The sequence below is a fragment of the Kitasatospora sp. NPDC058444 genome, assembly GCF_042721415.1.
GTDB lineage: Bacteria > Actinomycetota > Actinomycetes > Streptomycetales > Streptomycetaceae > Kitasatospora.
The window spans coordinates 13,034-37,301 of sequence record NZ_JBHXLL010000022.1 but is presented as its reverse complement, the minus strand read 5'-3'; the positions used below and the strand labels follow the sequence as shown (position 1 = coordinate 37,301).

At 73.9% G+C, this 24,268-nt stretch carries 24 protein-coding genes and 1 tRNA gene; 13 read left to right on the top strand and 12 right to left on the bottom strand.

Annotation, left to right across the window (positions count from 1 at the left end; translation table 11 throughout):
• Positions 1 to 89: 89 nt before the first annotated feature.
• Positions 90 to 848 carry a phosphoglyceromutase gene (locus tag ACFWP2_RS22815; protein ID WP_360343661.1) on the top strand — a complete coding sequence of 253 codons (759 nt, stop codon included), beginning with the start codon at positions 90 to 92 and terminating at the stop codon, positions 846 to 848.
• Between the two features lie 273 nt (positions 849 to 1,121).
• Positions 1,122 to 1,718: a lytic polysaccharide monooxygenase gene (locus ACFWP2_RS22810; RefSeq protein WP_380454203.1), complete on the top strand. Its 597-nt coding sequence runs from the start codon at positions 1,122 to 1,124 to the stop codon at positions 1,716 to 1,718.
• 100 nt (positions 1,719 to 1,818) lie between these two features.
• Here the strand turns inward: ACFWP2_RS22810 and ACFWP2_RS22805 are convergent, their stop codons facing one another.
• Both ACFWP2_RS22805 and phoU read right to left on the bottom strand, forming a co-directional pair.
• Positions 1,819 to 1,998, bottom strand: coding sequence for a hypothetical protein (locus ACFWP2_RS22805; RefSeq protein ID WP_380454201.1), 180 nt, complete (start codon positions 1,996 to 1,998; stop codon positions 1,819 to 1,821).
• 246 nt (positions 1,999 to 2,244) lie between these two features.
• Positions 2,245 to 2,934 carry a phosphate signaling complex protein PhoU gene (gene phoU, locus ACFWP2_RS22800; RefSeq protein ID WP_380454199.1) on the bottom strand — a complete coding sequence of 230 codons (690 nt, stop codon included), beginning with the start codon at positions 2,932 to 2,934 and terminating at the stop codon, positions 2,245 to 2,247.
• 314 nt (positions 2,935 to 3,248) lie between these two features.
• Here phoU and ACFWP2_RS22795 point away from each other — a divergent pair, with 314 nt between their 5' ends.
• Positions 3,249 to 4,745, top strand: coding sequence for a sensor histidine kinase (locus ACFWP2_RS22795; RefSeq protein WP_380454197.1), 1,497 nt, complete (start codon positions 3,249 to 3,251; stop codon positions 4,743 to 4,745).
• Positions 4,746 to 4,747: 2 nt separating this feature from the next.
• Positions 4,748 to 5,443, top strand: a complete 696-nt coding sequence (locus tag ACFWP2_RS22790) for a response regulator transcription factor (protein ID WP_031069385.1) — start codon at positions 4,748 to 4,750, stop codon at positions 5,441 to 5,443.
• 99 nt (positions 5,444 to 5,542) lie between these two features.
• On the opposite strand, the gene ACFWP2_RS22785 is transcribed toward ACFWP2_RS22790, so the two are convergent.
• A complete protein-coding gene (locus ACFWP2_RS22785) occupies positions 5,543 to 6,208 on the bottom strand; it encodes a DUF461 domain-containing protein (RefSeq protein ID WP_380454194.1) in 666 nt (221 codons plus the stop codon).
• A gap of 429 nt (positions 6,209 to 6,637) precedes the next feature.
• Here ACFWP2_RS22785 and ACFWP2_RS22780 point away from each other — a divergent pair, with 429 nt between their 5' ends.
• From ACFWP2_RS22780 to ACFWP2_RS22750, 7 genes are all read left to right on the top strand, one after another.
• Entirely contained in the window at positions 6,638 to 7,120 is a 483-nt protein-coding gene (locus tag ACFWP2_RS22780) for a CarD family transcriptional regulator (RefSeq protein WP_014136563.1), read from the top strand.
• A gap of 297 nt (positions 7,121 to 7,417) precedes the next feature.
• Positions 7,418 to 8,173, top strand: a complete 756-nt coding sequence (ispD, locus tag ACFWP2_RS22775) for a 2-C-methyl-D-erythritol 4-phosphate cytidylyltransferase (RefSeq protein WP_380454376.1) — start codon at positions 7,418 to 7,420, stop codon at positions 8,171 to 8,173.
• A complete protein-coding gene (gene ispF / locus ACFWP2_RS22770; RefSeq protein ID WP_380454192.1) occupies positions 8,163 to 8,690 on the top strand; it encodes a 2-C-methyl-D-erythritol 2,4-cyclodiphosphate synthase in 528 nt (175 codons plus the stop codon). The genes ispD and ispF overlap by 11 nt, the downstream gene beginning before the upstream one ends.
• A 199-nt stretch (positions 8,691 to 8,889) precedes the next feature.
• Positions 8,890 to 9,282, top strand: a complete 393-nt coding sequence (locus tag ACFWP2_RS22765) for a PPOX class F420-dependent oxidoreductase (RefSeq protein WP_360343640.1) — start codon at positions 8,890 to 8,892, stop codon at positions 9,280 to 9,282.
• A 97-nt stretch (positions 9,283 to 9,379) separates the two neighbouring features.
• Positions 9,380 to 10,774, top strand: a complete 1,395-nt coding sequence (cysS, locus tag ACFWP2_RS22760; RefSeq protein WP_380454190.1) for a cysteine--tRNA ligase — start codon at positions 9,380 to 9,382, stop codon at positions 10,772 to 10,774.
• A gap of 137 nt (positions 10,775 to 10,911) precedes the next feature.
• Positions 10,912 to 11,904, top strand: coding sequence for a 23S rRNA (guanosine(2251)-2'-O)-methyltransferase RlmB (rlmB, locus tag ACFWP2_RS22755; RefSeq protein WP_380454188.1), 993 nt, complete (start codon positions 10,912 to 10,914; stop codon positions 11,902 to 11,904).
• Between the two features lie 246 nt (positions 11,905 to 12,150).
• A complete protein-coding gene (locus ACFWP2_RS22750) occupies positions 12,151 to 13,815 on the top strand; it encodes a DoxX family membrane protein (RefSeq protein ID WP_380454186.1) in 1,665 nt (554 codons plus the stop codon).
• Positions 13,816 to 13,958: 143 nt separating this feature from the next.
• Here ACFWP2_RS22750 and ACFWP2_RS22745 read toward each other — a convergent pair whose 3' ends face one another.
• The 3 genes from ACFWP2_RS22745 to ACFWP2_RS22735 all read right to left on the bottom strand — a co-directional run bounded on the left by ACFWP2_RS22745 (position 13,959) and on the right by ACFWP2_RS22735 (position 16,608).
• Positions 13,959 to 14,759 (bottom strand): NDP-sugar synthase, encoded by an 801-nt coding sequence (locus ACFWP2_RS22745; protein WP_380454184.1) that lies wholly within the window; start codon positions 14,757 to 14,759, stop codon positions 13,959 to 13,961.
• Between the two features lie 142 nt (positions 14,760 to 14,901).
• Positions 14,902 to 15,357, bottom strand: coding sequence for a hypothetical protein (locus tag ACFWP2_RS22740; RefSeq protein ID WP_380454182.1), 456 nt, complete (start codon positions 15,355 to 15,357; stop codon positions 14,902 to 14,904).
• Positions 15,358 to 15,516: 159 nt separating this feature from the next.
• Positions 15,517 to 16,608, bottom strand: a complete 1,092-nt coding sequence (locus ACFWP2_RS22735) for an ABC transporter ATP-binding protein (protein WP_380454180.1) — start codon at positions 16,606 to 16,608, stop codon at positions 15,517 to 15,519.
• 283 nt (positions 16,609 to 16,891) lie between these two features.
• Here ACFWP2_RS22735 and ACFWP2_RS22730 point away from each other — a divergent pair.
• Positions 16,892 to 16,965, top strand: a tRNA-Thr gene (locus ACFWP2_RS22730).
• A 74-nt stretch (positions 16,966 to 17,039) separates the two neighbouring features.
• On the opposite strand, the gene ACFWP2_RS22725 is transcribed toward ACFWP2_RS22730, so the two are convergent.
• The 6 genes from ACFWP2_RS22725 to ACFWP2_RS22700 all read right to left on the bottom strand — a co-directional run bounded on the left by ACFWP2_RS22725 (position 17,040) and on the right by ACFWP2_RS22700 (position 22,619).
• Positions 17,040 to 18,245 (bottom strand): sensor histidine kinase, encoded by a 1,206-nt coding sequence (locus tag ACFWP2_RS22725; protein ID WP_380454178.1) that lies wholly within the window; start codon positions 18,243 to 18,245, stop codon positions 17,040 to 17,042.
• Positions 18,242 to 18,940: a response regulator gene (locus ACFWP2_RS22720; RefSeq protein ID WP_380454374.1), complete on the bottom strand. Its 699-nt coding sequence runs from the start codon at positions 18,938 to 18,940 to the stop codon at positions 18,242 to 18,244. Before ACFWP2_RS22720 ends, ACFWP2_RS22725 begins: the two co-directional genes overlap by 4 nt.
• A gap of 134 nt (positions 18,941 to 19,074) precedes the next feature.
• Entirely contained in the window at positions 19,075 to 19,923 is an 849-nt protein-coding gene (locus ACFWP2_RS22715) for a hypothetical protein (protein ID WP_380454176.1), read from the bottom strand.
• A 270-nt stretch (positions 19,924 to 20,193) separates the two neighbouring features.
• Positions 20,194 to 20,943, bottom strand: a complete 750-nt coding sequence (locus ACFWP2_RS22710) for a class F sortase (protein WP_380454174.1) — start codon at positions 20,941 to 20,943, stop codon at positions 20,194 to 20,196.
• An 82-nt stretch (positions 20,944 to 21,025) separates the two neighbouring features.
• Positions 21,026 to 21,469 carry a hypothetical protein gene (locus ACFWP2_RS22705; protein WP_380454172.1) on the bottom strand — a complete coding sequence of 148 codons (444 nt, stop codon included), beginning with the start codon at positions 21,467 to 21,469 and terminating at the stop codon, positions 21,026 to 21,028.
• Positions 21,470 to 21,821: 352 nt separating this feature from the next.
• Complete coding sequence (locus tag ACFWP2_RS22700; RefSeq protein ID WP_380454170.1) at positions 21,822 to 22,619, bottom strand: hypothetical protein; 798 nt, start codon at positions 22,617 to 22,619, stop codon at positions 21,822 to 21,824.
• A gap of 235 nt (positions 22,620 to 22,854) precedes the next feature.
• Between ACFWP2_RS22700 and ACFWP2_RS22695 the strand changes: the two genes are divergently transcribed.
• Positions 22,855 to 24,153 (top strand): MFS transporter, encoded by a 1,299-nt coding sequence (locus ACFWP2_RS22695; RefSeq protein WP_380454168.1) that lies wholly within the window; start codon positions 22,855 to 22,857, stop codon positions 24,151 to 24,153.
• Positions 24,154 to 24,268: the final 115 nt, after the last annotated feature.

Here is a 24,268-nt window from a genome sequence, read left to right as displayed (position 1 = left end):
CATGTAAGTGTCAGATGCGCGGGGCACAGATTACACACCGGCGGAAGGTCCCCACCAGGGGTTTTTCCGCCCCCACTAAGCTGGGGGCCATGGCTGACACGACGTACCGACTCATCCTGCTCCGCCACGGCGAGAGCCAGTGGAACCAGAAGAACCTGTTCACCGGTTGGGTCGATGTCGACCTCAACGAGAAGGGCGAGAAGGAGGCCGCCCGCGGTGGCGAGCTCCTGGCCGCCGAGGGCCTGCTCCCCGACGTGCTGCACACCTCGCTGCTGCGCCGCGCCATCCGCACCTCGCAGATCGCCCTGGACAAGGCCGACCGGCACTGGATCCCGGTCAGCCGCAGCTGGCGGCTGAACGAGCGCCACTACGGTGCGCTCCAGGGCAAGGACAAGGCCCAGACCCTGGCCGAGTTCGGCGAGGAGCAGTTCCAGCTGTGGCGCCGCTCGTACGACACCCCGCCGCCGGTGCTGGCCGACGACTCCGAGTACTCGCAGGCCGGTGACGCCCGTTACGCCGAGATCCCGAGCGAGCTGCGTCCGCGCACCGAGTGCCTGAAGGACGTCGTCGAGCGGATGCTCCCGTACTGGTACGACGCCATCGTCCCGGACCTCGCCGCCGGCCGGACCGTCCTGGTCACCGCCCACGGCAACAGCCTGCGCGCGCTGGTCAAGCACCTCGACGGCGTCTCCGACGAGGCCATCGCCGGCCTGAACATCCCGACCGGCATCCCGCTGGTGTACGAGCTGGACGCCGACTTCAAGCCCGTCACCCCGGGCGGCCGCTACCTCGACCCGGAGGCCGCCGCGGCCGCCATCGAGGCCGTCAAGAACCAGGGCAAGAAGTAAGCCGCTTGCCGGAACGGCCCCGCCCCCGGTCGAACCGGGCGGCGGGGCTTCGTTCGTTTTCGGTCGGCTCTGGGCCAACCTGCTTGCCCGGCGCGGGAGTTGGGCAGTAGGCGGGAAAGTGGTTCAGACCATTGACGGGCTCAGTCGGCGGCTCCTACGGTGAGCGCACCGGACTGGCGCAGGCATGCCGGGATCTCCCCTCCGGGCCGCCGCACCCCCACGCGCGCGTCTGCGCCCCGGCGCACACTCCATCCACCCCCACGGAGGAGCACCATGCGCACACGCCACATCGTCGGGGCGGCCGCCGCCGCGCTGGCGATCCCGCTGACCCTCGCCTTCCCGGCCTCGTCCCACGGCTGGATCTCGACCCCGCCCAGCCGCGCCGCGCTCTGCGACACCCACGTGGACGGCGTCCCGTGGGACTGCGGCGACATCCAGTGGGAGCCGCAGAGCGTCGAGGGCACCAAGGGCTTCCCGGCCCTCGGCCCCTCGGACGGCACCATCTGTGCCGGCGGCAACGCGCGCTTCGCCGAGCTGGACGACCCGCACGGGGGCGCCTGGCCGACCACGCCGGTGACGGCGGGCCAGCAGCTGACCTTCTCCTGGACGTTCACCGCCCGGCACGCGACCACCGACTTCCGGTACTACATGACCAAGCCGGGCTACGACGCGAGCCGGCCGGTCACCCGCGCCAACCTGGACCTGACGCCCTTCCTGACCGTCCCGTACGGCGGGAAGCAGGTGCCGAGCACGCTCAGCCACACCGCGACCGTCCCGAGCGGGCGCACCGGCCACCAGGTGGTCGTCGCGGTCTGGACGATCTCCGACACCGGGAACGCCTTCTACTCCTGCTCCGACGTCCGGTTCTGACCGGCGGGCCCGCCTGCCGTGCGGCGGGCGGGAGAACGAAGGAGGTGCACGGCCGCCGGTGGGCCGTGCACCTCAGGGGACTCCTCGGGCGGCGTCGCGCTCAGTGGCCGCCGCAGCAGCCGCCGTCGGCGCCGCCGCACTGGCAGGGCGCACCGGACTGGCAGCCGCAGCCGCAGCCCGGGCCGCAGCCGCAGCCCGCGGCGAGGATCGGAAGCAGCTTCGGGGCGGATGGCTCGACGGTGTCGTGGGCGGTAGCCGGTCGGGTCGGGTTGGCCTTCATCGAGCTTCCCTCCTTGTGACGGGCACAGTCCTGTGCCCCCAATGTCGAGTGAAGCCGCCGAACGGAGGGGGCGTCAACGGGCGCGCAGTGGTGGGGCGCACGGAAGCCCGTGCGCCCGCACCACCCTCGTCACAGGTTTACTCACCCCTCGGGGTGAGCCCCGACCGGCGGCGCCCCGACCGGCGGTGCCCCGACCGGCGGTGCCCCGACCGGCGGTTCCGGGACCGATGGTGCCGGGAGCGGCGGTCAGTCGATCGGCGCGGCCTCGGCGGCCTCGGTGGCGGCCACGAACTCGGCCACGTGCTCGCCCGTCACCAGGTACACCACGCGCTTGGCGACCGACACCGCGTGGTCCGCGAAGCGCTCGTAGTAGCGGCCGACCAGGGTGATGTCGACGGCGGTCTCGATGCCGTGGTGCCAGCGCTCGTCGATCAGGTGCGACAGCAGCTCGCGGTGCAGGCTGTCGATCGCGTCGTCGTCCTGCTCCATCTCCAGGGCCTTGTCGACGTCCTTGGTCGCGATGACCAGGCCGGCCTTGGCCACCAGGCGCTGGGCGAGCTGGCCCATCTCCAGGACGGTGGAGTGCAGGTCGCTCGGCACGGCGGTGTCGGGGTAGCGCATCCGCGCGACCTTGGCGACGTGCCGGGCGAGGTCGCCGCAGCGCTCCAGGTCGGCGCTCATCCGCAGCGAGGTGACGACGATGCGCAGGTCGGTGGCGACCGGCTGCTGGCGGGCGAGGAGGTCGATGGCCCGGTTCTCCAGCTCGTGGTGGAGTTCGTTGACCTTCTCGTCGGCGGCGATCACGCTCTCCGCCAGCGACAGGTCCGCGTCGAGGAGGGCGGTGGTGGCCCGGCCCATCGCCGATCCGACCAGCCGGGCCATCTCGACCAGGCTGTCGCCGATCGCATCGAGTTCCTCGTGGTACGCGTCGCGCATGTTCTCTCCTCAGAAGCTGTGTCGGTGGCGGTGCCGACCGGTCAGTCCGTACGACCGTCGTTCCTTCGTTCCGGCGTTCGGGTGACCGCTGCTGGTGGCGCGCATCGTACGCGCACACCCGAGCCGGTGGCCGCTGTTCGGCACACCGATCTCTCCCACACGGGCTGCCCGGCCAACTTTCCGCCGCCAGGGCGACGGTGCACGGCCGCTACGGTGAATCGGCGGCCACCTGAAGGTGAATTCTCGGCAACGCGTGGTCGATGCCTTGACCCAGTGCCTGGGGACTGCCCTGGCCGTACGCTTACGCTGGCCACATGGACGTGAACGTGGCCGCCGCCGCTGCCTGCGCCATAGCCGGGCTCGGCGTCGGCCTCACCGCCTCCATCGCTTTCCGCTGGAGCGAGCGCGAGCAGGCCAAGGGCAGGTACAGCGCAACCGGCGGCAGGAACCCCGGCCGGTACCAGTCACTGGGCACCGGCAACCCCGAGCCGCCGCTGCCGCCCGGGGTCGACACCGTGCTCTCCGTGCTCCGCTCCTGCGCGATCGTGCTGGGCGAGGGCGACGAGGTGGTCAAGGCCAGCTCGGCGGCGTACGCGATGGGCCTGGTGCGCGGTGGCGCCGTCGCCGTGGACCAGATGCTCGCGCTGGCCCGCTCCACCCGCCGGGACGGCGAGATCCGCCAGGTCGAGCTGGAGGTGCCCCGGCCGGGCGCGGCCCGCGCGGCGGAGCCGCTCGCGGTCTCCGTCCGGGTGGCCCCGCTGGGCTCCCGGCTGGTGCTGGTGCTGGTCGAGGACCAGACCGAGCGGCGCCGGGTGGAGGCCGTCCGCCGGGACTTCGTGGCCAACGTCAGCCATGAGCTCAAGACCCCGGTCGGCGCCCTGTCGCTGCTCTCCGAGGCGGTCGTGGACGCGTCCGACGACCCGGAGGCGGTGCAGCGCTTCGCCGGCCGGATGCAGGTGGAGGCGGCCCGACTGGCCAGCCTGGTGCAGGAGATCATCGACCTCTCCCGGGTCCAGGACGACCGGCTGATGGTCGACCCGGAGCCGGTCGCGGTGGACGAGCTGATCGCCGAGGCGATCGACCGCTGCCGCCAGCAGGCCGCCGCCAAGCAGATCCTGATCGCGGCGGGCGGCATCGCCGGCCTCTACCTGCACGGCAACCGCGGCCAGCTCGCCGCCGCGCTCGGCAACCTGGTCGAGAACGCCGTCAACTACAGCCCGCCCCGCACCCGGGTGGCCATCGCCACCCGCCGGATCTCCAGCGCCGCGGCGCTCGGGGAGGCGGACGGCGAGCTCATCGAGATCTCGGTCACCGACCAGGGCATCGGCATCTCCGAGAAGGACCGCGAGCGGGTCTTCGAGCGGTTCTACCGCGTCGACCCCGCCCGCTCCCGGGCGACCGGCGGCACCGGCCTGGGCCTGTCCATCGTCAAGCACGTCGCGGCCTCGCACGGCGGCACCGTCTCGGTGTGGAGCGTCGAGGGCCAGGGTTCGACCTTCACCGTCCGCCTGCCCGCCGGGCAGGCACCCACGGAGGACCAGCCCGACGACGAGTTCGACGAGTTCGACGACGAGCCCGACGCGTTCGACGAGCCAGGCGAGCCCGACGCGCCCGACGCGCCCGGCGACGCGCCGGACCGCGCGCCGGACCGCGCACCGGACCGCGCGCCGGACGACGGCCCCGCCGGCCCCGCCGCCGCCCCCAGAACCCTCACCACGGCCCGTACGGCTCGTACGGACCGTTCGCTCCCCGCCGGGGAGCGGGAACCACACCTGTCAGACACAACCCCTCAGCTTGCCCCGGAGGCCTGATCGTGACCCGAGTACTGGTGGTCGAGGACGAGGAGTCGTTCAGCGACGCCCTCTCGTACATGCTCCGCAAGGAGGGCTTCGAGGTGGCCGTCGCCGCCACCGGCCCCGACGCCCTGGAGCAGTTCGAACGCAACGGCGCCGACCTCGTCCTGCTCGACCTGATGCTGCCGGGCCTGCCCGGCACCGAGGTCTGCCGCCAGCTCCGGGTGCGCTCCAACGTCCCGGTGATCATGGTGACCGCCAAGGACAGCGAGATCGACAAGGTCGTCGGTCTGGAGATAGGCGCTGACGACTACGTCACCAAGCCGTACTCCACCCGCGAGCTGGTCGCGCGGATCCGCGCGGTGCTGCGCCGCCGCGGCGAGGACGGCGGTGCGGGCGACAACGGCGGCGGCCCGGGCGCCCTGGAGGCGGGCCCGGTCCGGATGGACGTGGACCGCCACGTGGTGACCGTGGACGGCGCCAAGGTCGACCTGCCGCTCAAGGAGTTCGACCTGCTGGAGATGCTGCTGCGCAACGCGGGCCGGGTGCTCACCCGGATGCAGCTGATCGACCGGGTGTGGGGCGCGGACTACGTCGGCGACACCAAGACCCTGGACGTCCACGTGAAGCGCCTGCGGGCCAAGATCGAGCCGGACCCGGGCGCGCCGCGCTACCTGGTCACCGTCCGCGGCCTGGGCTACAAGTTCGAGCCGTAAACCGTCCCGACCACGCGGAAGGCCCCCTCCGGCAGCCGGAGGGGGCCTTCGCGTCGCTCCGGCGGGCCCGCCCGGGCCCGCCGGAGCGGGGTGGGTTCGTCAGTGCGCGGCCGGGACGGCCGGGGCGGTGGTGCCGACCGGGACGGTGGCACCGGTGGTCGGCGCACCCGGGGTGGCGGTGGCGCCGGGGGCCGTGGCGCCGGGGGTGGCGGTCTTGGCCGGGGTGGCGGTCGGCGACGGGGTCGGCCCGTAGCCGGGGTAGAGGCCGTTGCCGTGCTCGCCCGAGTCCGGGCTCACGGAGGCCTCGGCCGAGACCTTCTGGCCGTCCTTGAAGGTGAAGACGGTCGAGGCGTAGCCGCCGACCTGGACGGTCGCGGAGGCGACGTGGGCGGACGGGTTGCCCTGGCCGCCGATCGCCACCGCGCCACCGGCCGGGATGACGATGCCGGACTGCGGAGCGCCGGCGGCGTCCGCGAAGGTGGCAGCGGCACCGCCGACGGTGACGGACTGGAGCTCGGCCGGGGTGTCCGCGGTGTTCGCGATGTTCACGACCACGTTGGCGGCACCGGTGTAGTCGCCGGCGGTGTTCACCGGGGTGACGACCACGATGTTGTTCAGCCGGAGGTTCGCCCCGAGGGTCGCCGCCGCGTTGTCGGGCTTGATCTGCAGGGTGTCCGGCGTGTTGCCGGCGGCGCAGGAGGACAGCGAGGCGATGGCGATGGCGGCGATGGCGGCGATGCTGCCGCGTCGAAGGCTGCGGCTCACGGCGGCGGCTTCTCCCTAGGTCACGTGTCGGTAGGTCAGGTCTCAGATTATCGACCTCACTTATGCGCTCCTCACGGGGTGGTCCCCGTGTCGCACTCCCGGGGGCCGTCGGGGGGCCGTCCGGCGGCAAATCCGACATGTCCAGGTCACTCGATGGACAAGCTTCGACCAAGATCGAATAACGATTCGGCCGCGACCCGAAAAGGGGTGAAAGCTCAAGATCCAATCATGGTTGCGGGGGTGTTGCGCAAGGGTTTCGACGAACCCCGGAACCGCCTCCGACCTGCGGGAAGCCGTTCTCGAACACCGGTCGCAGCACGTCATGGGGGTCCTTGTCAAGCCCCGAGACCGGCCCTGACCTGCGAAAACGCCCTTCGGGTGTGCCGAGAAGCGTGTTATTCTGGAAAGCCACGGAAGGGGTCCTGTCACATGACGTTCAAGGTTGGCGACACGGTGGTCTACCCCCATCACGGGGCCGCGCTGATCGAGGCCATCGAAACTCGCCAGATCAAAGGTGTGGACAAGACCTACCTGGTGCTCAAGGTGCAGCAGGGAGACCTGACGCTCCGCGTGCCCGCCGAGAACGCGGAGTTCGTCGGTGTGCGCGATGTAGTCGGCCAGGAGGGTCTGGACCGGGTCTTCGAGGTGCTGCGGGCGCCGTACACGGAAGAGCCGACCAACTGGTCCCGTCGCTACAAGGCGAACCTGGAGAAGCTCGCCTCGGGTGATGTCATCAAGGTCGCCGAGGTCGTTCGCGACCTCTGGCGCCGCGAGCGCGAGCGCGGCCTCTCGGCCGGCGAGAAGCGGATGCTCGCGAAGGCGCGCCAGATCCTCGTCAGCGAGCTCGCGCTGGCGGAGAACACCAACGAGGACAAGGCGGAGACGCTGCTCGACGAGGTCCTCGCCTCGTAGCGCGCGCCACCGCAGTGCGGTCGGGCTGCCGCCCAACGCTCACAGCGCCCGGTGCCGGCGCGCCGCTCCTCGGACGAACCGTCCGGGAGTGGTGCATTGGCACTTCGGGCGCTGAGGCATGTCCGGACCACGCCACCCGCCCTAGCCGGCCCAGACCTGCAAGACCGTTTCTGCCCCCGTTGTCGAGCGGGGCTTGCGGAGCTGTGCGGCGGGCGGTGGACCATGGTTCTTCGGAAGGGGCCCGGTGCGCCCGCCGGGCACGCCATGGCCATACCCACTTCGCCGAAGGAGTGAAACCTGAACGCGTCAGGAGCAGTCGCAGCAGCAGTGGTGCCCGCCGCCGGACGCGGTGAGCGGCTGGGGCCGGGAGCCCCGAAGGCCCTGCGGGAACTGGGGGGCGTGCCGCTCCTGGTGCACGCCGTCCGGGCCCTGGCCCGCAGCCGGGCGGTCGGCCTGGTCGTGGTCGCCGCGCCCGCCGACGGGGTGGCCGAGGTGGTCGCCCTGCTGGACAGCAACGGGCTGGACGACAAGGACATCCGGGTGGTGGCCGGCGGGGCGACCCGCCAGGAGTCCGTCCGGCTGGGCCTGGCCGCGATCCCGGACGAGGTCGGGATCGTGCTGGTGCACGACGCGGCCCGCCCGCTGGTCCCGGTCGAGGTGGTGGACGCCGTCGCGGCCGCCGTCCGGGCCGGGGCGCGGGCCGTGGTGCCGGCGGTGCCGCTGGCCGACACGGTGAAGCGGGTCGAGCCGAACCCGGGCGGCCCCGAGCCGGTGCTCGACACGCCCGAGCGCGCCACCCTGCGCGCGGTGCAGACCCCGCAGGGCTTCGACCGCGCCACCCTGGTCGAGGTGCACGCCAAGGCGCTGGCCGAGGAGAGCGACGGCACCGCCGACGCGCCGCCGGTCACCGACGACGCCGGCCTGGTCGAGCGCTACGGCGGCCGGGTCGTCGTGGTGCCTGGCCACGAGGAGGCGTTCAAGGTCACCCGTCCACTGGACCTCGTGCTCGCCGAGGCCGTACTCGCCCGCCGGAGGGCCGCCGATGCCTACTGACCCGCAGACCCCTGTGATCCCGCAGACCCCCGTGATCCCGCTGATTCCGCGCGTCGGGATCGGCACCGACGTGCACGCCTTCGAGGCCGGCCGCCCGCTGTGGGTGGCCGGGCTGGAGTGGCCGGACGCCGGGGTCGGGCTCTCCGGCCACTCGGACGCGGACGTCGCCGCGCACGCCGCCTGCGACGCGCTGTTCTCGGCCGCCGGGATCGGCGACCTCGGCGCCCACTTCGGCACCGACCGCCCGGAGTGGGCCGGCGCGTCCGGGGTGAAGCTGCTCGGCGAGGCGGCCCGGCTGGTCCGCGAGGCGGGCTTCGAGATCGGCAACGTCGCCGTCCAGGTGATCGGCGTGCGGCCGAAGATCGGCAAGCGGCGGGCCGAGGCGCAGGCCGCGCTGTCCGAGGCGGCCGGCGCCCCGGTGTCCGTCTCCGGCACCACCACCGACGGACTGGGCCTGACCGGCCGGGCCGAGGGCCTGGCCGCGATCGCCACCGCCCTGGTGTACGAGCGGCGCTGAGCCGGTCGTGCCGGGGGGGCGTGCGAGCGGCGCCGAGCCGGTCGTGCCGGGGTTGGGAAGAAGAGGGTGAACGGGCGGGAAGAAATCGCCCCTGACGGGTGTTCACCCGTTGTCCTCGGGGCCCGAGTCGCTAGTGTTCGGCTCGGGCCCGTGCGGGGCTTCCGCTCGGGCCGCGCCCCGCGACGAGAAGAGGTTTCCGATGGGTGTCGAACTCGCCGACAAGGTCAAGGAACTGCTCGACAGCAAGAGCTTCGCCGTGGTCTCCACGGTCCAGCCCGACGGGAGCCCGCAGGCTTCGGTGGTCTGGGTCACGCGGGACGGCGACGACATCCTCTTCTCCACCGTCCAGGGCCGCCGCAAGCACCTCAACCTGGTCCGGGACCCGCGGGTGTCGCTCCTCATCAACTCGACGGACAACCCGTACGAGTACTTCGAGGCGCGCGGCGAGGCGACGATGACCACCGAGGGCGGGCGGGAGCTGATCGACGAGCTGTCCCACAAGTACATGGGCAAGGACTACGGCTTCGACGGCCCGGAGGACGTCCGGGTGGTCGTCCGGATCTCCCCGCGCAAGGTGGTCGGCAACATCTGATCCACCCGCCCGCCGTCCGGCGTTTCCCCGGGACCGCACCCCCGTTGTCCCGGGGAATGTGGCGGGGCACCCCCCGTCGCCCACTACGCTTGACGCTGTGAGCATTCGTCTGTACGACACCAGCACCCGCCAGGTACGCGACTTCGTCCCGCTTGTACCGGGTTGTGTCTCGATCTACCTGTGCGGCGCTACCGTCCAGTCGGCGCCACACATCGGGCACATCCGGTCCGGGCTCAACTTCGACATCATGCAGCGGTGGTTCGCCTACCGCGGCTACCAGGTGACCTTCGCCCGGAACGTCACCGACATCGACGACAAGATCATCGCCAAGGAGCGCGAGCTCGGCACGCCGTGGTGGCAGATCGGCTACGAGAACGAGCGCGCCTTCAACGACGGTTACGACGCGCTGGGCTGCCTGCCGCCGACCGTCGAGCCGCGGGCCACCGGGCACATCCCCGAGATGATCGAGATGATGCGCGGGCTCATCGAGAAGGGCCACGCCTACGCGGTCGACGGCAACGTCTACTTCGACGTGCGGTCGTACCCCGACTACCTGGCGCTCTCCAACCAGAAGCTGGACGACCTGCGCCAGCCCGAGGGCGAGGGCGAGACCGGCAAGCGCGACCAGCGCGACTTCGCGATGTGGAAGGCCACCAAGCCCGGCGAGCCCAGCTGGGAGACCCCGTGGGGCCGCGGCCGTCCGGGCTGGCACCTGGAGTGCTCGGCGATGGCCCACAAGTACCTGGGCCCCGCCTTCGACGTCCACGGCGGCGGGCTCGACCTGATCTTCCCGCACCACGAGAACGAGATCGCCCAGTCCAAGGCCTACGGCGACGACTTCGCCAACTTCTGGGTGCACAACGCCTGGGTCACCATGGCCGGCGAGAAGATGAGCAAGTCGCTGGGCAACTCGGTGCTGGTCTCCGAGATGGTCCGGACGTGGCGGCCGATCGTGCTCCGCTACTACCTGGCCGCCCCGCACTACCGCTCGATGATCGAGTACAGCGAGGAGTCGCTGCGCGAGGCCGAGGCCGGCTTCGGCCGGATCGAGGGCTTCGTCCAGCGCGCCGTCGAGCGCTGCGGCACGGTCGACGCGGCGCCCGAGGTGCCGCCGGCCTTCGCCGAGGCGATGGACGACGACTTCGGCGTTCCGCAGGCGCTGGCCGTCGTGCACACCGCCGTCCGCCAGGGCAACAGCGCCCTGAACGCGGACGACAAGGAGAGCGTGGTGGCGCGACTGGCCGAGGTCCGTGCGATGCTCGGTGTACTGGGCCTCGACCCGCTCGACCCGCACTGGGCCGGAACGGAGCGCGGCGAGGACCTCCACGGCGTGGTCGACTCGCTGGTCCGCCTGGTCCTGGACCAGCGGCAGGCGGCGCGCGAGCGCAAGGACTTCGCCACCGCGGATGCCATCCGCGACCAGCTCGGCCTGGCCGGGCTGGCGATCGAGGACACCCCGTCCGGCCCGCGCTGGACGATCAACAGCCAGTAACCCCATCCGACGATCGGGGTGATGGGTGGGCCGTACCGGACCGGTGCGGCCCTCCCGCATGACGTACGCATGTCGTCGGCCGCCACCGGGCAACACCGGGGCGGCCGGGGCATGCCGGACAGACAGGAAGTACAGCCATGGCCGGCAACAGCCAGCGCAGGAACCGCCGCAACCCCGGATCGAAGAAGGGCGCGTCTGTCGGTACCGGCGGGCACAGCCGGAAGGCCCTCCAGGGCAAGGGCCCGACCCCGCCCGGCGCGGAGCGCAAGGGCCACCCCAAGCAGCGCGCCGCCAACGCCGCGCTCAAGCGCGAGCGGGACGCCAAGGCCCGGGCCGGCATGCGCCGGGCCGGTGCCGGCGGCCGCGGTGGCCGCGGCGGCGCGGGCAGCGCCGAGCTGGTCTTCGGCCGCAACTCGGTGGTCGAGGCCCTGCAGGGCGACGTGCCGGCCAACGCGCTGTACGTCCAGCAGTTCATCGACACCGACGACCGGGTCCGCGACGCCTTCCAGGCCGCCAACGACCGCGGCATCCCGCTGATGGAGGCCCCGCGGGCCCAGCTGGACCAGATGACCGGCGGGATGAACCACCAGGGCCTGGTGCTCCAGGTGCCGCCGTACGAGTACGCGCACCCCGAGGACCTCCTGGCGGACGCCGCCGACGCCGGCCAGGACGCGCTGATCATCGCGCTGGACGGCGTGACCGACTCGCGCAACCTGGGCGCCGTGGTCCGCTCCGCCGCCGCCTTCGGCGCGCACGGCGTGGTCATCCCCGAGCGCCGCGCGGCCGGCATGACCGCCGGTGCCTGGAAGACCTCCTCCGGCGCCGCGGCCCGGCTGCCCGTCGCCCGGGCCACCAACATGACCCGCGCCCTGGAGGCCTACCAGAAGGCAGGCCTGATGGTGGTCGGCCTGGCCGCCGACGGCGAGGCCGAGATCGGCGACCTGGAGCTGCTGACCGGTCCGGTGGTGATCGTCGCCGGCAGCGAGGGCAAGGGCCTGTCCCGGCTGGTCTCGGAGACCTGCGACATGCGGGTCCGGATCCCGATGTCCGGCCTGACCGAGTCGCTGAACGCCGGTGTCGCGGCGGGCATCGTGCTGTACGAGGCCGCGCGGCTGCGCGCCAAGCGCTGAGGACTGAGCGCTTGGCGTTGAACGCTGAGCGCTTGGCGCTGAGCACTGAGCGCTTGGCGTTGAACGCCGAGCGTTGAGCACGGGCGGGGTAGGGATCGCAGGCGATCTTCCGAATTCCCCGCAATCCGAGTGGAAGGCGATCGGGCCCTGATCGGGCCCGATCGCTTTTTTCATGATCACTTCAACTATGCGCCGGACGCCCACCCGGGAGAGTGTCCTAAGCGGCCGTCACCCGGTTAGACGGGCGTGGACACCAGAACACCTCGGCGCCCCCTGTTCGGCGACGGCAGCACCGGGATAGACGCGGGCCCCGGCCTCAACACCGTCAAGGTGGAGTCCGACCCTTCGCGGCTCAGCAGCACCCAGGCGAGCTTCCGGCTCCGGCTCGGTGCCCCCGTGGCGCCGCTGATCGAGGCCCCGGCCGGACTGCTGTCCACCGGTGCCGCGTTCGGCGACCCCTACGCCAACCAGGGCCTGATCCGCCGTCCGCTGGTCACCCCGCAGGTCGTCGTGCCCGCCTCCGCCGTCCCGGCGCTGGCCGGGGCCGGGGCCGGCGGCGGGCCGCGCCGCAAGGGCCGGGTCACCGCCGTCACCTGGACCGGCCAGGCACCCCCCGGAGACCTCGCGGCCACCCAGCTGCTGGAAGCGGTGCGCGTGGGCGGCACCCCGGCCGGCGGTGTCCGCCTGGTCGAGGCGGACACCCAGCTGCTCCCCTCCCTCGCGGGCGCCCGGGCCCTCCCGCGCCAGCCCCGCGAGGGCGCCGGCACCGCCACCGACGCGGGCGTCGGCCCGATCGGCGAGCCGCACGGCTGGAGCCCGAGCGGCGAGCTGCCCGAGGTCTCCGCCGCCGACGCCGAGGGCAAGCAGCCCTGGTACCCGGGCCGCCGGGTCGACCTCGGCCTGGTGCTGCTGCCGCTGCGCGCCGTCCTCGGCTCGCTCTCGGTCTACGCCGGGTTCAGCAAGCTCTGCGACCCGGTGTACTTCGACGGCGGCGAGCGCGGCTCGATGATGCGCTGGCTCTCCTCGCTGCACCCCTGGAAGGTCGCCGAGCCGCTGCTGGCCTTCGCCATGGCGCACCCGGTGGGCGCCGGCCTGGTGGTGTCGTTCACCCAGATCGTGGTCGGCGTGCTGACCGTCCTCGGCCTCTGGCAGCGGCTCGCCGCCGCCGCGGCGACGGCGCTCTCCGCCGCGCTGCTGTTCACCGTCAGCTGGCGGGCCGTCCCGGTCTACGACACCCCGGACCTGATCTTCCTCGCGGCGTGGAGCCCGCTGCTGATCGCCGGGGCGCCGTTCGCCTCGCTGGACGGGCGGCTCAGCCTGGAGGCCTGGCGCCGGTTCGGCGCGGACGCGTCCGGGGCGCTGCGCCGCCGGGTGCTGCGCCGCGGCGCCGTGGTCACCACGGTCGTCGTCGGCCTGACCCTGCTGCTCGGCTCGATGCTCGGTGCCGCCGTCCGCACCGGCGCCCGGGCGCACCAGGCGCCGGACCGTCCGGCCACCGACTACGGCACCCCGGTCTGGCCGTCCGGCGGCCCGTCCGGCGCCCCCGGCGGGAAGGGCACGTCCACCACGCCCCCGCCCGCCGCCCCGCGCCCGGCCACCCCGACGCCGAGCGCCACCGCCCCCGCCACCACGCCGCCCGCCAAGTCGGCCACCCCGACGCCGAGCGGCAAGGGGCACTCCGGCAAGGCGGACGCCGGGTCGGGCGCCTCCCCGGCCGCGCCCGCGCCGTCCGGCGGTTCCGGCGGCACCGCGCCCGCGTCGCGCAGCACCCCGGGTGCCGGCGGCGCGGGGGCGGGGTCCAAGGCCAGCCCGAGCTCCGGCGGGCTGCTGGGCGGGGTACTGGGCAGCGCGCCGCTGGCCGACCTCTCCGGCGGCCGGACCTCCCACCCGGGGGCGCCGACCGCGACCTGAGGCCCCGGTGACGGCGATCGGCCGGGTGCTCCGTGGGGGAGCACCCGGCCGATCGCCGTGTGCGGGCCTGCCCGCGACCGCGCGCCTGCCTGTCTGCCTGCCCGCCCGCCCGCGGCCGGGTGCGGGCCGTTGTGGTCTGCCGGCTAGCGGGGCGCCCGGCCGGCGCCGGAGGCGAGCTCCTTGGCCGCCTCGGTGAGGTCCTTGGCGGTGTCGATGGCCCGCCAGTACACGCCCTGCGGCAGCTGGTAGCCAGCCAGCCGCTTGCCGCGGGCGAGCTGGGGGAAGGTGGTGCGCTCGTGGTCGCCCACGTCCGGCAGCAGCTCGGCGAACTCCGGGCTGAACACGTACAGGCCGGCGTTGATCAGGAAGGGCGAGGGCGGGGCCTCGATGAAGTCCAGCACGTTGCCGAACTGGTCGGTCTCCACCGCGCCCCACGGGATCCGCGGCCGGGCCAGCGCGAGCGTCGCGACGGCGTCCCGCTCGTGGTGGAAGGCGGCCATCTCGCGCAGGCTGAAGCGCGTCCAGATGTCGCCGTTGGTGGCGTACCAGGGCTCGTCCGGGCGGGGCAGCGCCTTGGCCGCGTACTTGAGCCCGCCGCCGCGCCCGAGCGGCTCCGCCTCGACCACCGTGCGCACCCGCAGCGGCAGGTCCGCCTTGTCCAGCCACTCCTCCAGCACGTCGGCGAGGTGCCCGCAGGAGATCACGACGTCGGTGACGCCCTCCTCGGCCAGCCAGGCCAGCTGGTGGCCGAGGATCGGCGTGCCCGTCCCCGGGATCTCGACCAGCGGCTTGGGACGGTCGTCCGTGTAGGGGCGCAGCCGGGAGCCCTGGCCACCGGCCAGGATGACGGCCTGGGTGACGGGCGTCGTGGTCGGCCGGGCCGCGTGGGGCTGCGGGGGCCGGGCGGACGGGAGGTCGGCGGTGGGGCCAGAGTCAGCGGTCATGCCTGAACCATAAGGCGGCGGACGGGGGTGTCCGCCGCCTCCGGGACCGGCTCTCCTCCGTCCCGCCGGATCCGCGGCGGGACCCCTCAGGCGCCTGGATCCCCTGCGGGTCCCCTCGGGCCCCTCAAGCCCCTCAGGCCTCTCAGCCGACGACGCCGGCCGCGAACGACCCGTCGCAGACCGGGCGGGCGAAGGAGCGGGCCCGCTGGACGTCGCCCTGGTACTTGCGCACCGCCGCCTTGCCCAGCTCGCCGGCCAGCGAGGTGCAGTACGGCGTCAGCGAGGGCTGCTCGCGCATCGAGCGCTCCAGCAGGTCGAGCGCGGCGGACGGGTTCTTCGCGCGGAGCTCGTCCAGCAGGGCCACCCGCAGCGAGTCCTGCGGGGTGAGCCCGTCCGAGGCCTTGGTCGCGGCGCCGGCCGCGTTGTTGGAACGCCCGATCCCGGCGCCGTCGCCACTGGACGCCGCCACGACCTGCTGGTCGAGCCCGGTCGGCGGGGCCCACGGGACCCGGGTCACGGCGAGGGTGCCGGTGGTCACCAGGACGACCGGCAGGGTCAGGGCGACGGTCTGGCCGATACGGCGCACTAGCTGCTTCACCCTCAGGAGAGTAGCGGTGGGTGCGGGCAGGATCGCCCTCCGTTACACCATCGAGTGACACACTGTCCGGTTTCGTCCCTCCATCGTGTTGACGCGGGGACGGACGGAGCCCGCCGGACCACGGGGGTCCGACGGGCTCCGGGACGGCGCGAGGTCGCGTCAGTTGCTCAGGCGCAGGCCGGAGCTGGTGGAGAAGACGTGGGTCTCGTTGGCGATCGGCACGACGTGGATGGTCTCGCCGCGGGCCGGGATCTGGCGGCCGGGCACGCGGACGACCAGCTCGTGGTCCTGGCCGCCGATCTGGGTGGTGCCGTAGACGAAGCCGTCCGAGCCGAGCTCCTCGACCACGTTCACGGTCACCGCGACGCCCTCGATGCCGCCCGACGGGACGACCTCGAAGTGCTCGGGGCGGATGCCGACGGTCACCGTCTTGTCGCTGCCGGCGCCGGCCAGGTCCTCGCGGGAGATGTTGACGACCGAGCCGCCGAACTTCACGCCGCCGTCCACCAGCGGCACCTCGACCAGGTTCATGGCCGGCGAGCCGATGAAGCCGGCCACGAAGAGGTTGGCGGGCTTGTCGTACATGTTGCGCGGGGTGTCGACCTGCTGGAGCAGACCGTCCTTGAGCACCGCGACCCGGTCGCCCATGGTGAGCGCCTCGGTCTGGTCGTGGGTGACGTACACCGTGGTGATGCCCAGGCGGCGCTGGAGGCCGGCGATCTGGGTGCGGGTCGAGACGCGCAGCTTGGCGTCCAGGTTCGACAGCGGCTCGTCCATCAGGAAGACCTGCGGCTGGCGGACGATCGCGCGGCCCATCGCGACGCGCTGGCGCTGACCGCCGGAGAGCGCCTTCGGCTTGCGGTCCAGCAGCGTGGTGAGGTCGAGGATCTTCGCGGCCTCCTCGACCTTGGTGCGGATCTCCGCCTTGTTCACGCCGGCGATCTTGAGCGCGAAGCCCATGTTGTCGGCGACGGTCATGTGCGGGTAGAGCGCGTAGTTCTGGAACACCATGGCGATGTCCCGGTCCTTCGGCGGCAGGTGGGTGACGTCGCGGTCGCCGATCCGGATCGCACCGGCGTTGACGTCCTCCAGACCGGCCAGCATGCGCAGGCTGGTCGACTTGCCGCAGCCCGAGGGGCCGACCAGCACGAGGAACTCGCCGTCCGCGATCTCCAGCTCCAGCGCGTCCACCGAGGGCTTGTCCGCCCCGGGGTAGATACGGGTCGCCTTGTCGTACGTGACAGAAGCCATGGTTGTTGCTCTCCTTCACCGGCAGGAACGTGCCGGACGATCCGAGTAAAGGGGGGTGTCGGTGCTCCGCCGACCCGAGCAGTGGTCTGAACCACTGCACGAACCGGCTCCCGGCGACGCTACCTGCGCGTCCGCGACTTGTCAGCCCCCACCCGCCCCGATTTCGGCATCGGTTCCATCACGCCCACCCATCCCACCAACCCCCGGATATCCCCCCATCCCGTCACCCGAGCCCGGTAGACTGCCCCCGGTGCCGCCGTGATCCATCGCGGACGGCCACCGTGCCTCCTTAGCTCAGCTGGCCAGAGCACCGCTCTTGTAAAGCGGGGGTCGTCGGTTCGAACCCGACAGGGGGCTCCGTAGCGGAGACGCCAGAAGGGCCAGCTTCACCGGGGGGATCCGGTGGGGCTGGCCCTTCGTTCGTGGCGGGGTCAGTTCGGGGGGAGGGTGAGGGTGGCGAGGGCGCCGCCGGTGGGGTGGTTGGTGAAGGTCAGGGTGGCGCCGATGACGCGGGCGTGGCCGGTGGCGATGGTGAGGCCGAGGCCGTGGCCGCGGCCGCGTTCGGGGGCGTTGGTGCGGAAGCGCTGGGGGCCGTGGCGGAGGAGGTCCTCGGGGTAGCCGGGGCCGTGGTCGCGGACGGTGATCCGCGGGCCGTCGACGTGCAGGTGGATCGGGCCGGCGCCGTGGCGGTGGGCGTTGAGGAGCAGGTTGCCGAGGATGCGGTCCAGGCGGCGCAGGTCGGTGCGGACCTGGCGGTCGGCGGTGATGTCGACGGTGACGTCCAGGCCGGTGAGGGAGACGGTGCGGCGCGCCGCGCGTTCCAGGGGGACGGCGGAGAGGTCGGGGGACTCGGCGTCGGCGTCCAGGCGGGAGACCTCCAGGAGGTCCTCGACCAGGCCGCGCAGTGCCTGGACCCGGTTCTGCACGAGCTGGGTGGGGCGTCCGGGCGGGAGGAGTTCGGCGGCGGTGACGAGGCCTGTGAGCGGGGTGCGCAGCTCGTGGGCGACGTCCGCGGTGAAGCGCTGCTCGTCCTCCAGCCGCCGGTGCAGGGTGCGGGACATCAGGTCGACGGCGGCGGCGAGGTCGGCCACCTCGTCCCTGCCGTCGACGAGTTCGCCGATCCGGGTGTCCGTCCCGCCCGCCGCGATGCCCCGGGCGGCGGTGGCCGCGGTGCGCAGCCTGCGGCTGATCCGGTCGGCGACGAGCACCCCGGCCAGCACGGTGGTGAAGACCGCGGCGACGACGGTGAGCAGGATGATCCGGTCCAGGTCGGCGATGGCCTGCCGGTCCTGGGTGAAGTCCACCCGGACGGACAGCACCCCGTTCTGCACCGGGCCGGCCGCCCACATCGACTCGCCGGTGCCGTCGGTGGCGAGCAGCGAGCCGTGCCGGCCGCCCTCGGCGAGGGCGCGCAGCCGGTCGGGCAGGGCCGGGTCGTTGACGGCGGCGCCGCGGCCGGCCACCTCGCCGCTGCGGCCGTAGCCGGCCAGCGCGGATTCGAGGCCGGCGAGGGCGGAGGAACGGGCCTGGTCGACGTGCTGACGGATCATCGCCTGGTGGACCAGCAGGCCGACGGCCACCGCGACCAGGACGGCGATGGCGGCGACGGCGGTGGCGATCTGGCGGCGCAGGGTCATGCCGGGCGCCGCAGCTTGTAGCCGAACCCGCGGACGGTCTCGATCCGGCCGGAGCCGATCTTGGCGCGCAGCCGCTGCACGTGGACGTCCACGACCCGGGTGTCGGCGCCCCACTCGTAGTCCCAGACGCGTTCGAGGAGGGTGGAGCGTTCCAGCACGATGCCGGGTGCGGCGGTGAACTCCAGCAGCAGCCGCAGTTCGGTGGGGGTGAGCGGGACGAGGCGGCCGTCCACCCGGACCTCCATGCTCTCGGTGTCCACCTGGAGACCGTCGAAGCTGCGCACGGACGGGGTGGGGGTGGGTGTGGGGGCGGGAGCAGGGGTGGGCGCGGTGGCGGTGACGGGGGATGCCTGGGGGGCCTCGGGGGCGTCCGGGGGCGGTGGGACGATCCGGATGCGGCGCAGCACCGTACGGATCCGGGCGACCAGTACGGCGCTCTCGAAGGGCTTGACCACGTAGTCGTCCGCCCCGGCCTCCAGCCCGGAGACCACGTCCACCGGGTCGGTCCGGGCGGACATCATCAGGATCGGCAGCTGGCTCTCCTCCCGGACCCGGCGGCAGAGGCCGACCCCGTCGAGCAGCGGCAGCATGACGTCCAGCAGGAGCAGGTCGGGCCGGACGGCGTGGAAGGCCTCCAGCCCCTCCAGGCCGTCGGCCGCCGTGGTGACCGGGAAGCCGTAGCGTTCCAGGGCCATCCGGGTGGCCTCGCGGATCACCTCGTCGTCCTCGACCAGGAGGATGTGCGGGTGGGCGGAGGTGCCGGCGGCGGGGGTGCCTGCGGGGGTGGTGCCGGTGGTGGGGGTGCCGGTGGCGGGGGTGCCGGTGGGGGTCATCGCTTCGCTTCCGGGAGCACGGCTGGGGCGGAGGGTGCCGAGGGCACGATGGGCGCCGAGGACGCGAAGGGTGCGAAGGGCGCGACGGGCGCGACGGGCGAGGAGGACGGCCGGGCGGCGCGCGGGGAGGGGACGACGACCCCGGGGGCCGGCTGCTTCGGCGCGAACGGGGTGGGGCGTACCGGTGCCGCGCCGGACTCGGGCGCGGCGGTGTCCGGGCCGGTGGGCGGGAGCAGGCCGACGCCCTCGTCCTTGCGTTCCTTCAGGACGAGCCTGTTGGTGTTCCACTGGTAGAGGCTGGTGGTCCGGGCGTAGGCGCTGGTCGGCTCGTACAGCCACAGGTCGGTGCCGACGGTCGCGGCGCTGAACGCCGGCTGGACGTGTACCTGGAGGACGGGCAGCAGGCGGTCCCCGGCGAGGGCGTAGACGTGCAGCACGACCCGACCGGGGGTGGTGACGACGGTGATCAGCTCGGGCTGCCCGTCCCCGGAGAGGTCGCGGAACTCGGGGACGCGGATCTCGCACCCGGCGCAGGAGTCGAGCGCCTGGCGCTCCTCCGGGCCCGCGTTCGGGTCCTTCGCGAGGACGGCGCGCACGTCGACCGCGGTGATGTCGTGCCCGGGGACCGTCAGGTCCGGTACGGGCTGCGGCGGCTCCTGGGTGGCGCCGGCCGGGGTCGTGGCCGGCGGCGGGGAGGTGGGCAGCTTCGGCCAGAGCGGCTGGGGCACCGGCGGCGGTGTGACGGCCCGGGTCGGGCCCTGGTCGCGCAGGTCGCCGGGGGTGGCCCGGCCGAAGGCCAGGGCGGCGAGGGCGAGGACGACGACCAGGCCGGCCAGGGTGGCCACCTGGACGGCGCCAGGCCGGCGGCGGGGCGGTGGTGTCCGTGTCGGTGTCGGTGTCGGTGCTGCCACGGTCGGTGTCCGTCCTCCTGATCTGCGGTGACGCTCCGGTCGTAGCTTCGCTGACCGCCCAGGTGGTAGGTCGCGCGGACGGCGGCCGGCGGTTCCGCGCGGCCGTGCTCCGTGCGGGCCGTGCGGGCCGTGTGGCCCGCACTGGCCGGCCGTCAGGTCCTCGGGCCGGCCGTCAGGTCCTCGGGCCGTCAGGTCCTCGGGCCGTCAGGCCAGGTCCGCCAGCACGATGATGTTGTCCGTCCAGTGGCCGTCCGAGCCGATCCGTCCGCCGCAGGTGATCAGCCGGAGTGCGGGCGCGGGCGTGTCGCCGTACACCTGCTCGGTCGGGAAGTGGTCCTTGGCGGCCTGGAGCAGCGTGCGGACCTTGAAGTCCACGGTGCCGCCGTCCGCGCGCCGGATCCGGATCAGCTCGCCGGGCCGCAGTTTCGGCAGCTGCTTGAAGACGGCCGGGCCGTGCGCGGTGTCGTAGTGGCCGATGAGCACGGCGGGGCCGGTTTCGCCGGGGGTGGGGCCGTTGCGGTACCAGCCGACCTCGTCGCCCCGGTCGGCCGACGGTACTTCGACCGTGCCGTCGGGGTTCAGGCCGAGGTCGGCCACCGGTGCGTCCACCCCGACGGAGGGGACCAGCAGGCGGGTCGGCGGCGAGGCCGGGTACGGCTTCGGGGCGGTGGGCGCGGTGGGCGCGGTGGGAGCGGTGCCGGTCGTGGCCGACGTGCCGGTCGTGCCCGTCGTGCCCGGGGCCGCGGCCGGAGTGTCGGTGCCGTGCCCGGAGGTCTCGACCCGCACCACCGGGGTCTCCCGGCCGGACAGCGCGAGCGAGGTCCCGAGCACCAGGCAGAGCAGGCCCGCGGTGCCGAAGGCGGTGCGGCGCAGCGGGCCCGGGCCGGGCCGGGCGGCGCGGCGGCGGCCCCGCCGGTGGTCCTTGGCGCGCCGACGGGTGGCGGTCCCCGCCACCGGGGCGGCCCCGGCGCCGCTTCCCCGACTGGCCGGGTTCGGGGAAGCGGCGCCGGGGTGCCCGGCGGTCTCGGGACCGGTGTCAGCCGCGCGCACCGGCGCGGCGGCGCAGGACGGCGAAGCCCAGGGCCGCGGCGCCGACGGCCGCGACGGTGCCGCCACCGGCGAGCATCAGGCCGGAACCGTCGGAGGCGGTGGAGCCGTCACCGGCCTGCGCGGCGCCCTTGGGCACCTCGCGGACCTGCGGCGGCTGACCGCCGGCGGGCGCGACCGGGACGGGCGGGACGGCGCCCTTGGGGACGGCCACGGCGGGCGAGGCCTCGGGCTTCGGGGCGGACGGGGTGGGCACGGCGGTCTTCGGCGACGCGTCGCCGCTCGGGGCGACGACGCCGGGGGCGGACGGCTTCGGCGCGGCGTCGGCCCAGGCCTGCCCGCCGCTGAGGGTGGCCATCAGCGCGGCGCCGGTCAGGGCGCAGACCGCGAGGACGCGGCGGGCGGGCGAGTGGTGGGTACGGCTCCTGCTCATGCGGGGTCTCCATCATCTGCATCGATCGGTACATGGGTGGCGCGCCGGTCCGCGGTGCGGTTCGCGGGGCCCGGTGTGCTGGTGTCGCGGGGGCGTACGTCGTCGGCGCCGGACGCGTACGTCCTCGTCGCGGACGCCTCCGGCCGGTGCGGCCGGTTCGACTGGTTCGACCGGCTCGATTGGTTCGGCCGGCTCGACCGGTGCGGCCGGTGGCGTCGAGGACGACGGTAGGAGGGCCGTGTCGCGGTCCTCGGCCGGTCGTGTCACGGCCGCCCATCGGCTGCGTAACGGCGCGGCGGCGGGCTTCGAGCCTGCCGCCCGAAGCCCGCCGCTGACGCCCCGAAGCCGTCCGCTACCGCCCTGACCGCAGGCGGCGGAGGGTCCAGTCCGGGCCGAGTGGGCGGGTGTGGGCGGTGAAGAGTTCGGCGGCCCGGCGGTAGGAGAGGCGGGCGTGGCCGGTGTAGGGGCAGCGGTCGCGGGTGGGGGTGCCGGCGGGGGCGCGGCGGTCGGTGAGGAAGAGCGGGCCGGTGGCGCGGCCGGCCACCAGGAGGGGGAGCAGTCGGGCGGTGCCGGACTGCCAGTGGAGGGTGGTGTGCCCGGGGCGGGTGCGGCGGCGGGGCAGGTCGAGGTGGTCGGTGTCCAGGGTGAGGACGGTCTCGATCGCGGCGCCGGACTCGTGCAGCAGGTGCCAGAGCGCCTGTTCGCGCAGCGGCGCGCGGAGGGCGAACAGGGCGCGCAGCTCCTCGGGGGTCAACGGGCCGGTGGCCGTCGCGGGTCGGGGCAGTGGGCGGGCGGTCAGGTCGGTGGTCGGGTCGCCGTCGAGCCAGCCCCGGGCCCGCCACCAGGCGACGGCGGCGCGCAGGGTGGAGAGCTCCCGGTTGAGGGTGCGCGGGTCGGTGTCGGCCGCGCGCCGGGCGGCCGCGGCGCGCAGCCGTTCGGCGGCGTCCGGGTGGTCGAGTAGGGCGAGCGGCAGGACGGGCGGCCGGGCCCGCCGCCGTTCGGGGCCGGTGGGGGCGGGCCGGTCGGCGAGCGCCCAGGCCCAGGTGTCCAGCGCGATCCGGTAGATCCGCCGGGAGCCGTCGGCGAGTCCGGAGGCGGCGAGGTAGCGCTCGACGGCGACGGCGTACTCGACCGGCGGGAGGCCTGGCACAGTTCCTGCCGCAGTTCCTGTCACGACCGCCACCATCGCCTTCTTCCGCAGTAAATCAGCCCGACAAGTCTGCTTGAACCATAGCCGGAATTCGCAGTAAAGGGCAGGTGGAGAGGTATGAGAGAGGGGATTTACTGCGGCAGGTCGATCGGCTCGGAAAATTGATTCGAAAAGGCTCAAGTTTTTCGCCGGAAACTCTTGTAGCGCCCCTCGCCGAACCGCAGACTTGCTGCACATGGCAGCGCAGACCGAACGGATCCCGGCCCGCAGAAGGCGTCCGGGAGGCCGTCTCGCCGTGCTCGGCGAACGCGAGTTCAGATGGTTCTTCCTCGGATACACGACCTCCCTGGTCGGCTCCTCGATGGCGCCGGTCGCGGTCGCCTTCGCGGTGCTCGACGGCGAGGGCGGCAGTGGCGGTGCGGGCGGTGCCGGCGGTAGCGGCACAGCCCTGGGGTGGGTGATGGCGGCCCGGATCCTCCCGGTGGTGCTGGTGCTGCTGGCCGGCGGAGTGATCGCCGACCGGCTCGGCAGCCGCCGGGTGATGCTGGGCTCGGACCTGTTGCGCGGCCTGGTTCAGGCGCTGTTCGCCGGGCTGCTGGCGGCCGGGCCCGCGCCGGTCTGGGCGATGGTCGTGCTGGTGGCGCTCTGGGGCGTCGGCGAGGGGCTGTTCATGCCGGCCTTCGGCGCGATCGTGCCCGACCTGGTCCGCCGCAAGGAGCTGATGGCGGACGCCAACACCCTGCTGGGGCTGGCCCGTTCGGTGTCCACGGTGGTCGGCCCAGCCGCCGCCGGGCTGGTCACCGCCGCCTGGGGCCCGGCGACGGTGCTGCTCGTCGACGCGGTGACGTACGGCGTCGGCGCCTTCGCGCTGGCCAGGCTGCGGCTGCCGCTCCGGGCGGCGGCGGGCGGCGGGGATTCCATGATCCGGGACGTGCGGGCCGGCTGGTCGGAGTTCACCTCCCGCCCGTGGCTGTGGATCACCACCGTGCAGATGGGCCTGTTCAACCTGCTGGTCTGGGCGCCCTTCCTGGTGCTCGGACCGCTGCTCGCGCAGCGGGACCTCGGCGGCGCCCGGGCTTGGGGCCTGGTGATGGGCGGGTACGGCGCGGGCGCGGTGCTGGGCGGCCTGCTGCTGCTCGGCCGGACGCCCGCCCGTCCGCTCGCGGCGGCGTCCGTGGCGGCGCTGGCCTGGGCGCTGCCCTCCGGGGCGCTCGCGGCCGGGGCGGGGCTGCCCTGGGTGGTCGCCGGCGCGCTGGTGGCGGGGGCCGGTTCGGCGGTCTGCGGGACGCTCTACAACACCACCACGCAGAAGTGGGTACCGGTGGAACTGCTCGGCCGGATGACGGCCTTCGGCGTCCTGGGCTCCTTCGCCCTCGGCCCGCTCGGACTGGCGGCGGCCGGCCCGCTGGCGGAGCGGTTCGGCGCGGATGCCGTGCTGCTGCTCGGGGCGGTCTGGCAACTGGCGGCCGGGGCCGTAGTGTTGGCCGTACCGGCGGTACGGAACCGCCGCTGGGAGGAGGGCCCGGACAGCTGACCAACCCCTCGGACGGCTTCGGGGCGCACCCCCGGCCCGCCGCGCACCGCGCCCGGCCGGCCCCGGAGCGCGACCGGCTGCCCCTCCCGCGCACGCAGGCCTCCGCGGCGGGCGG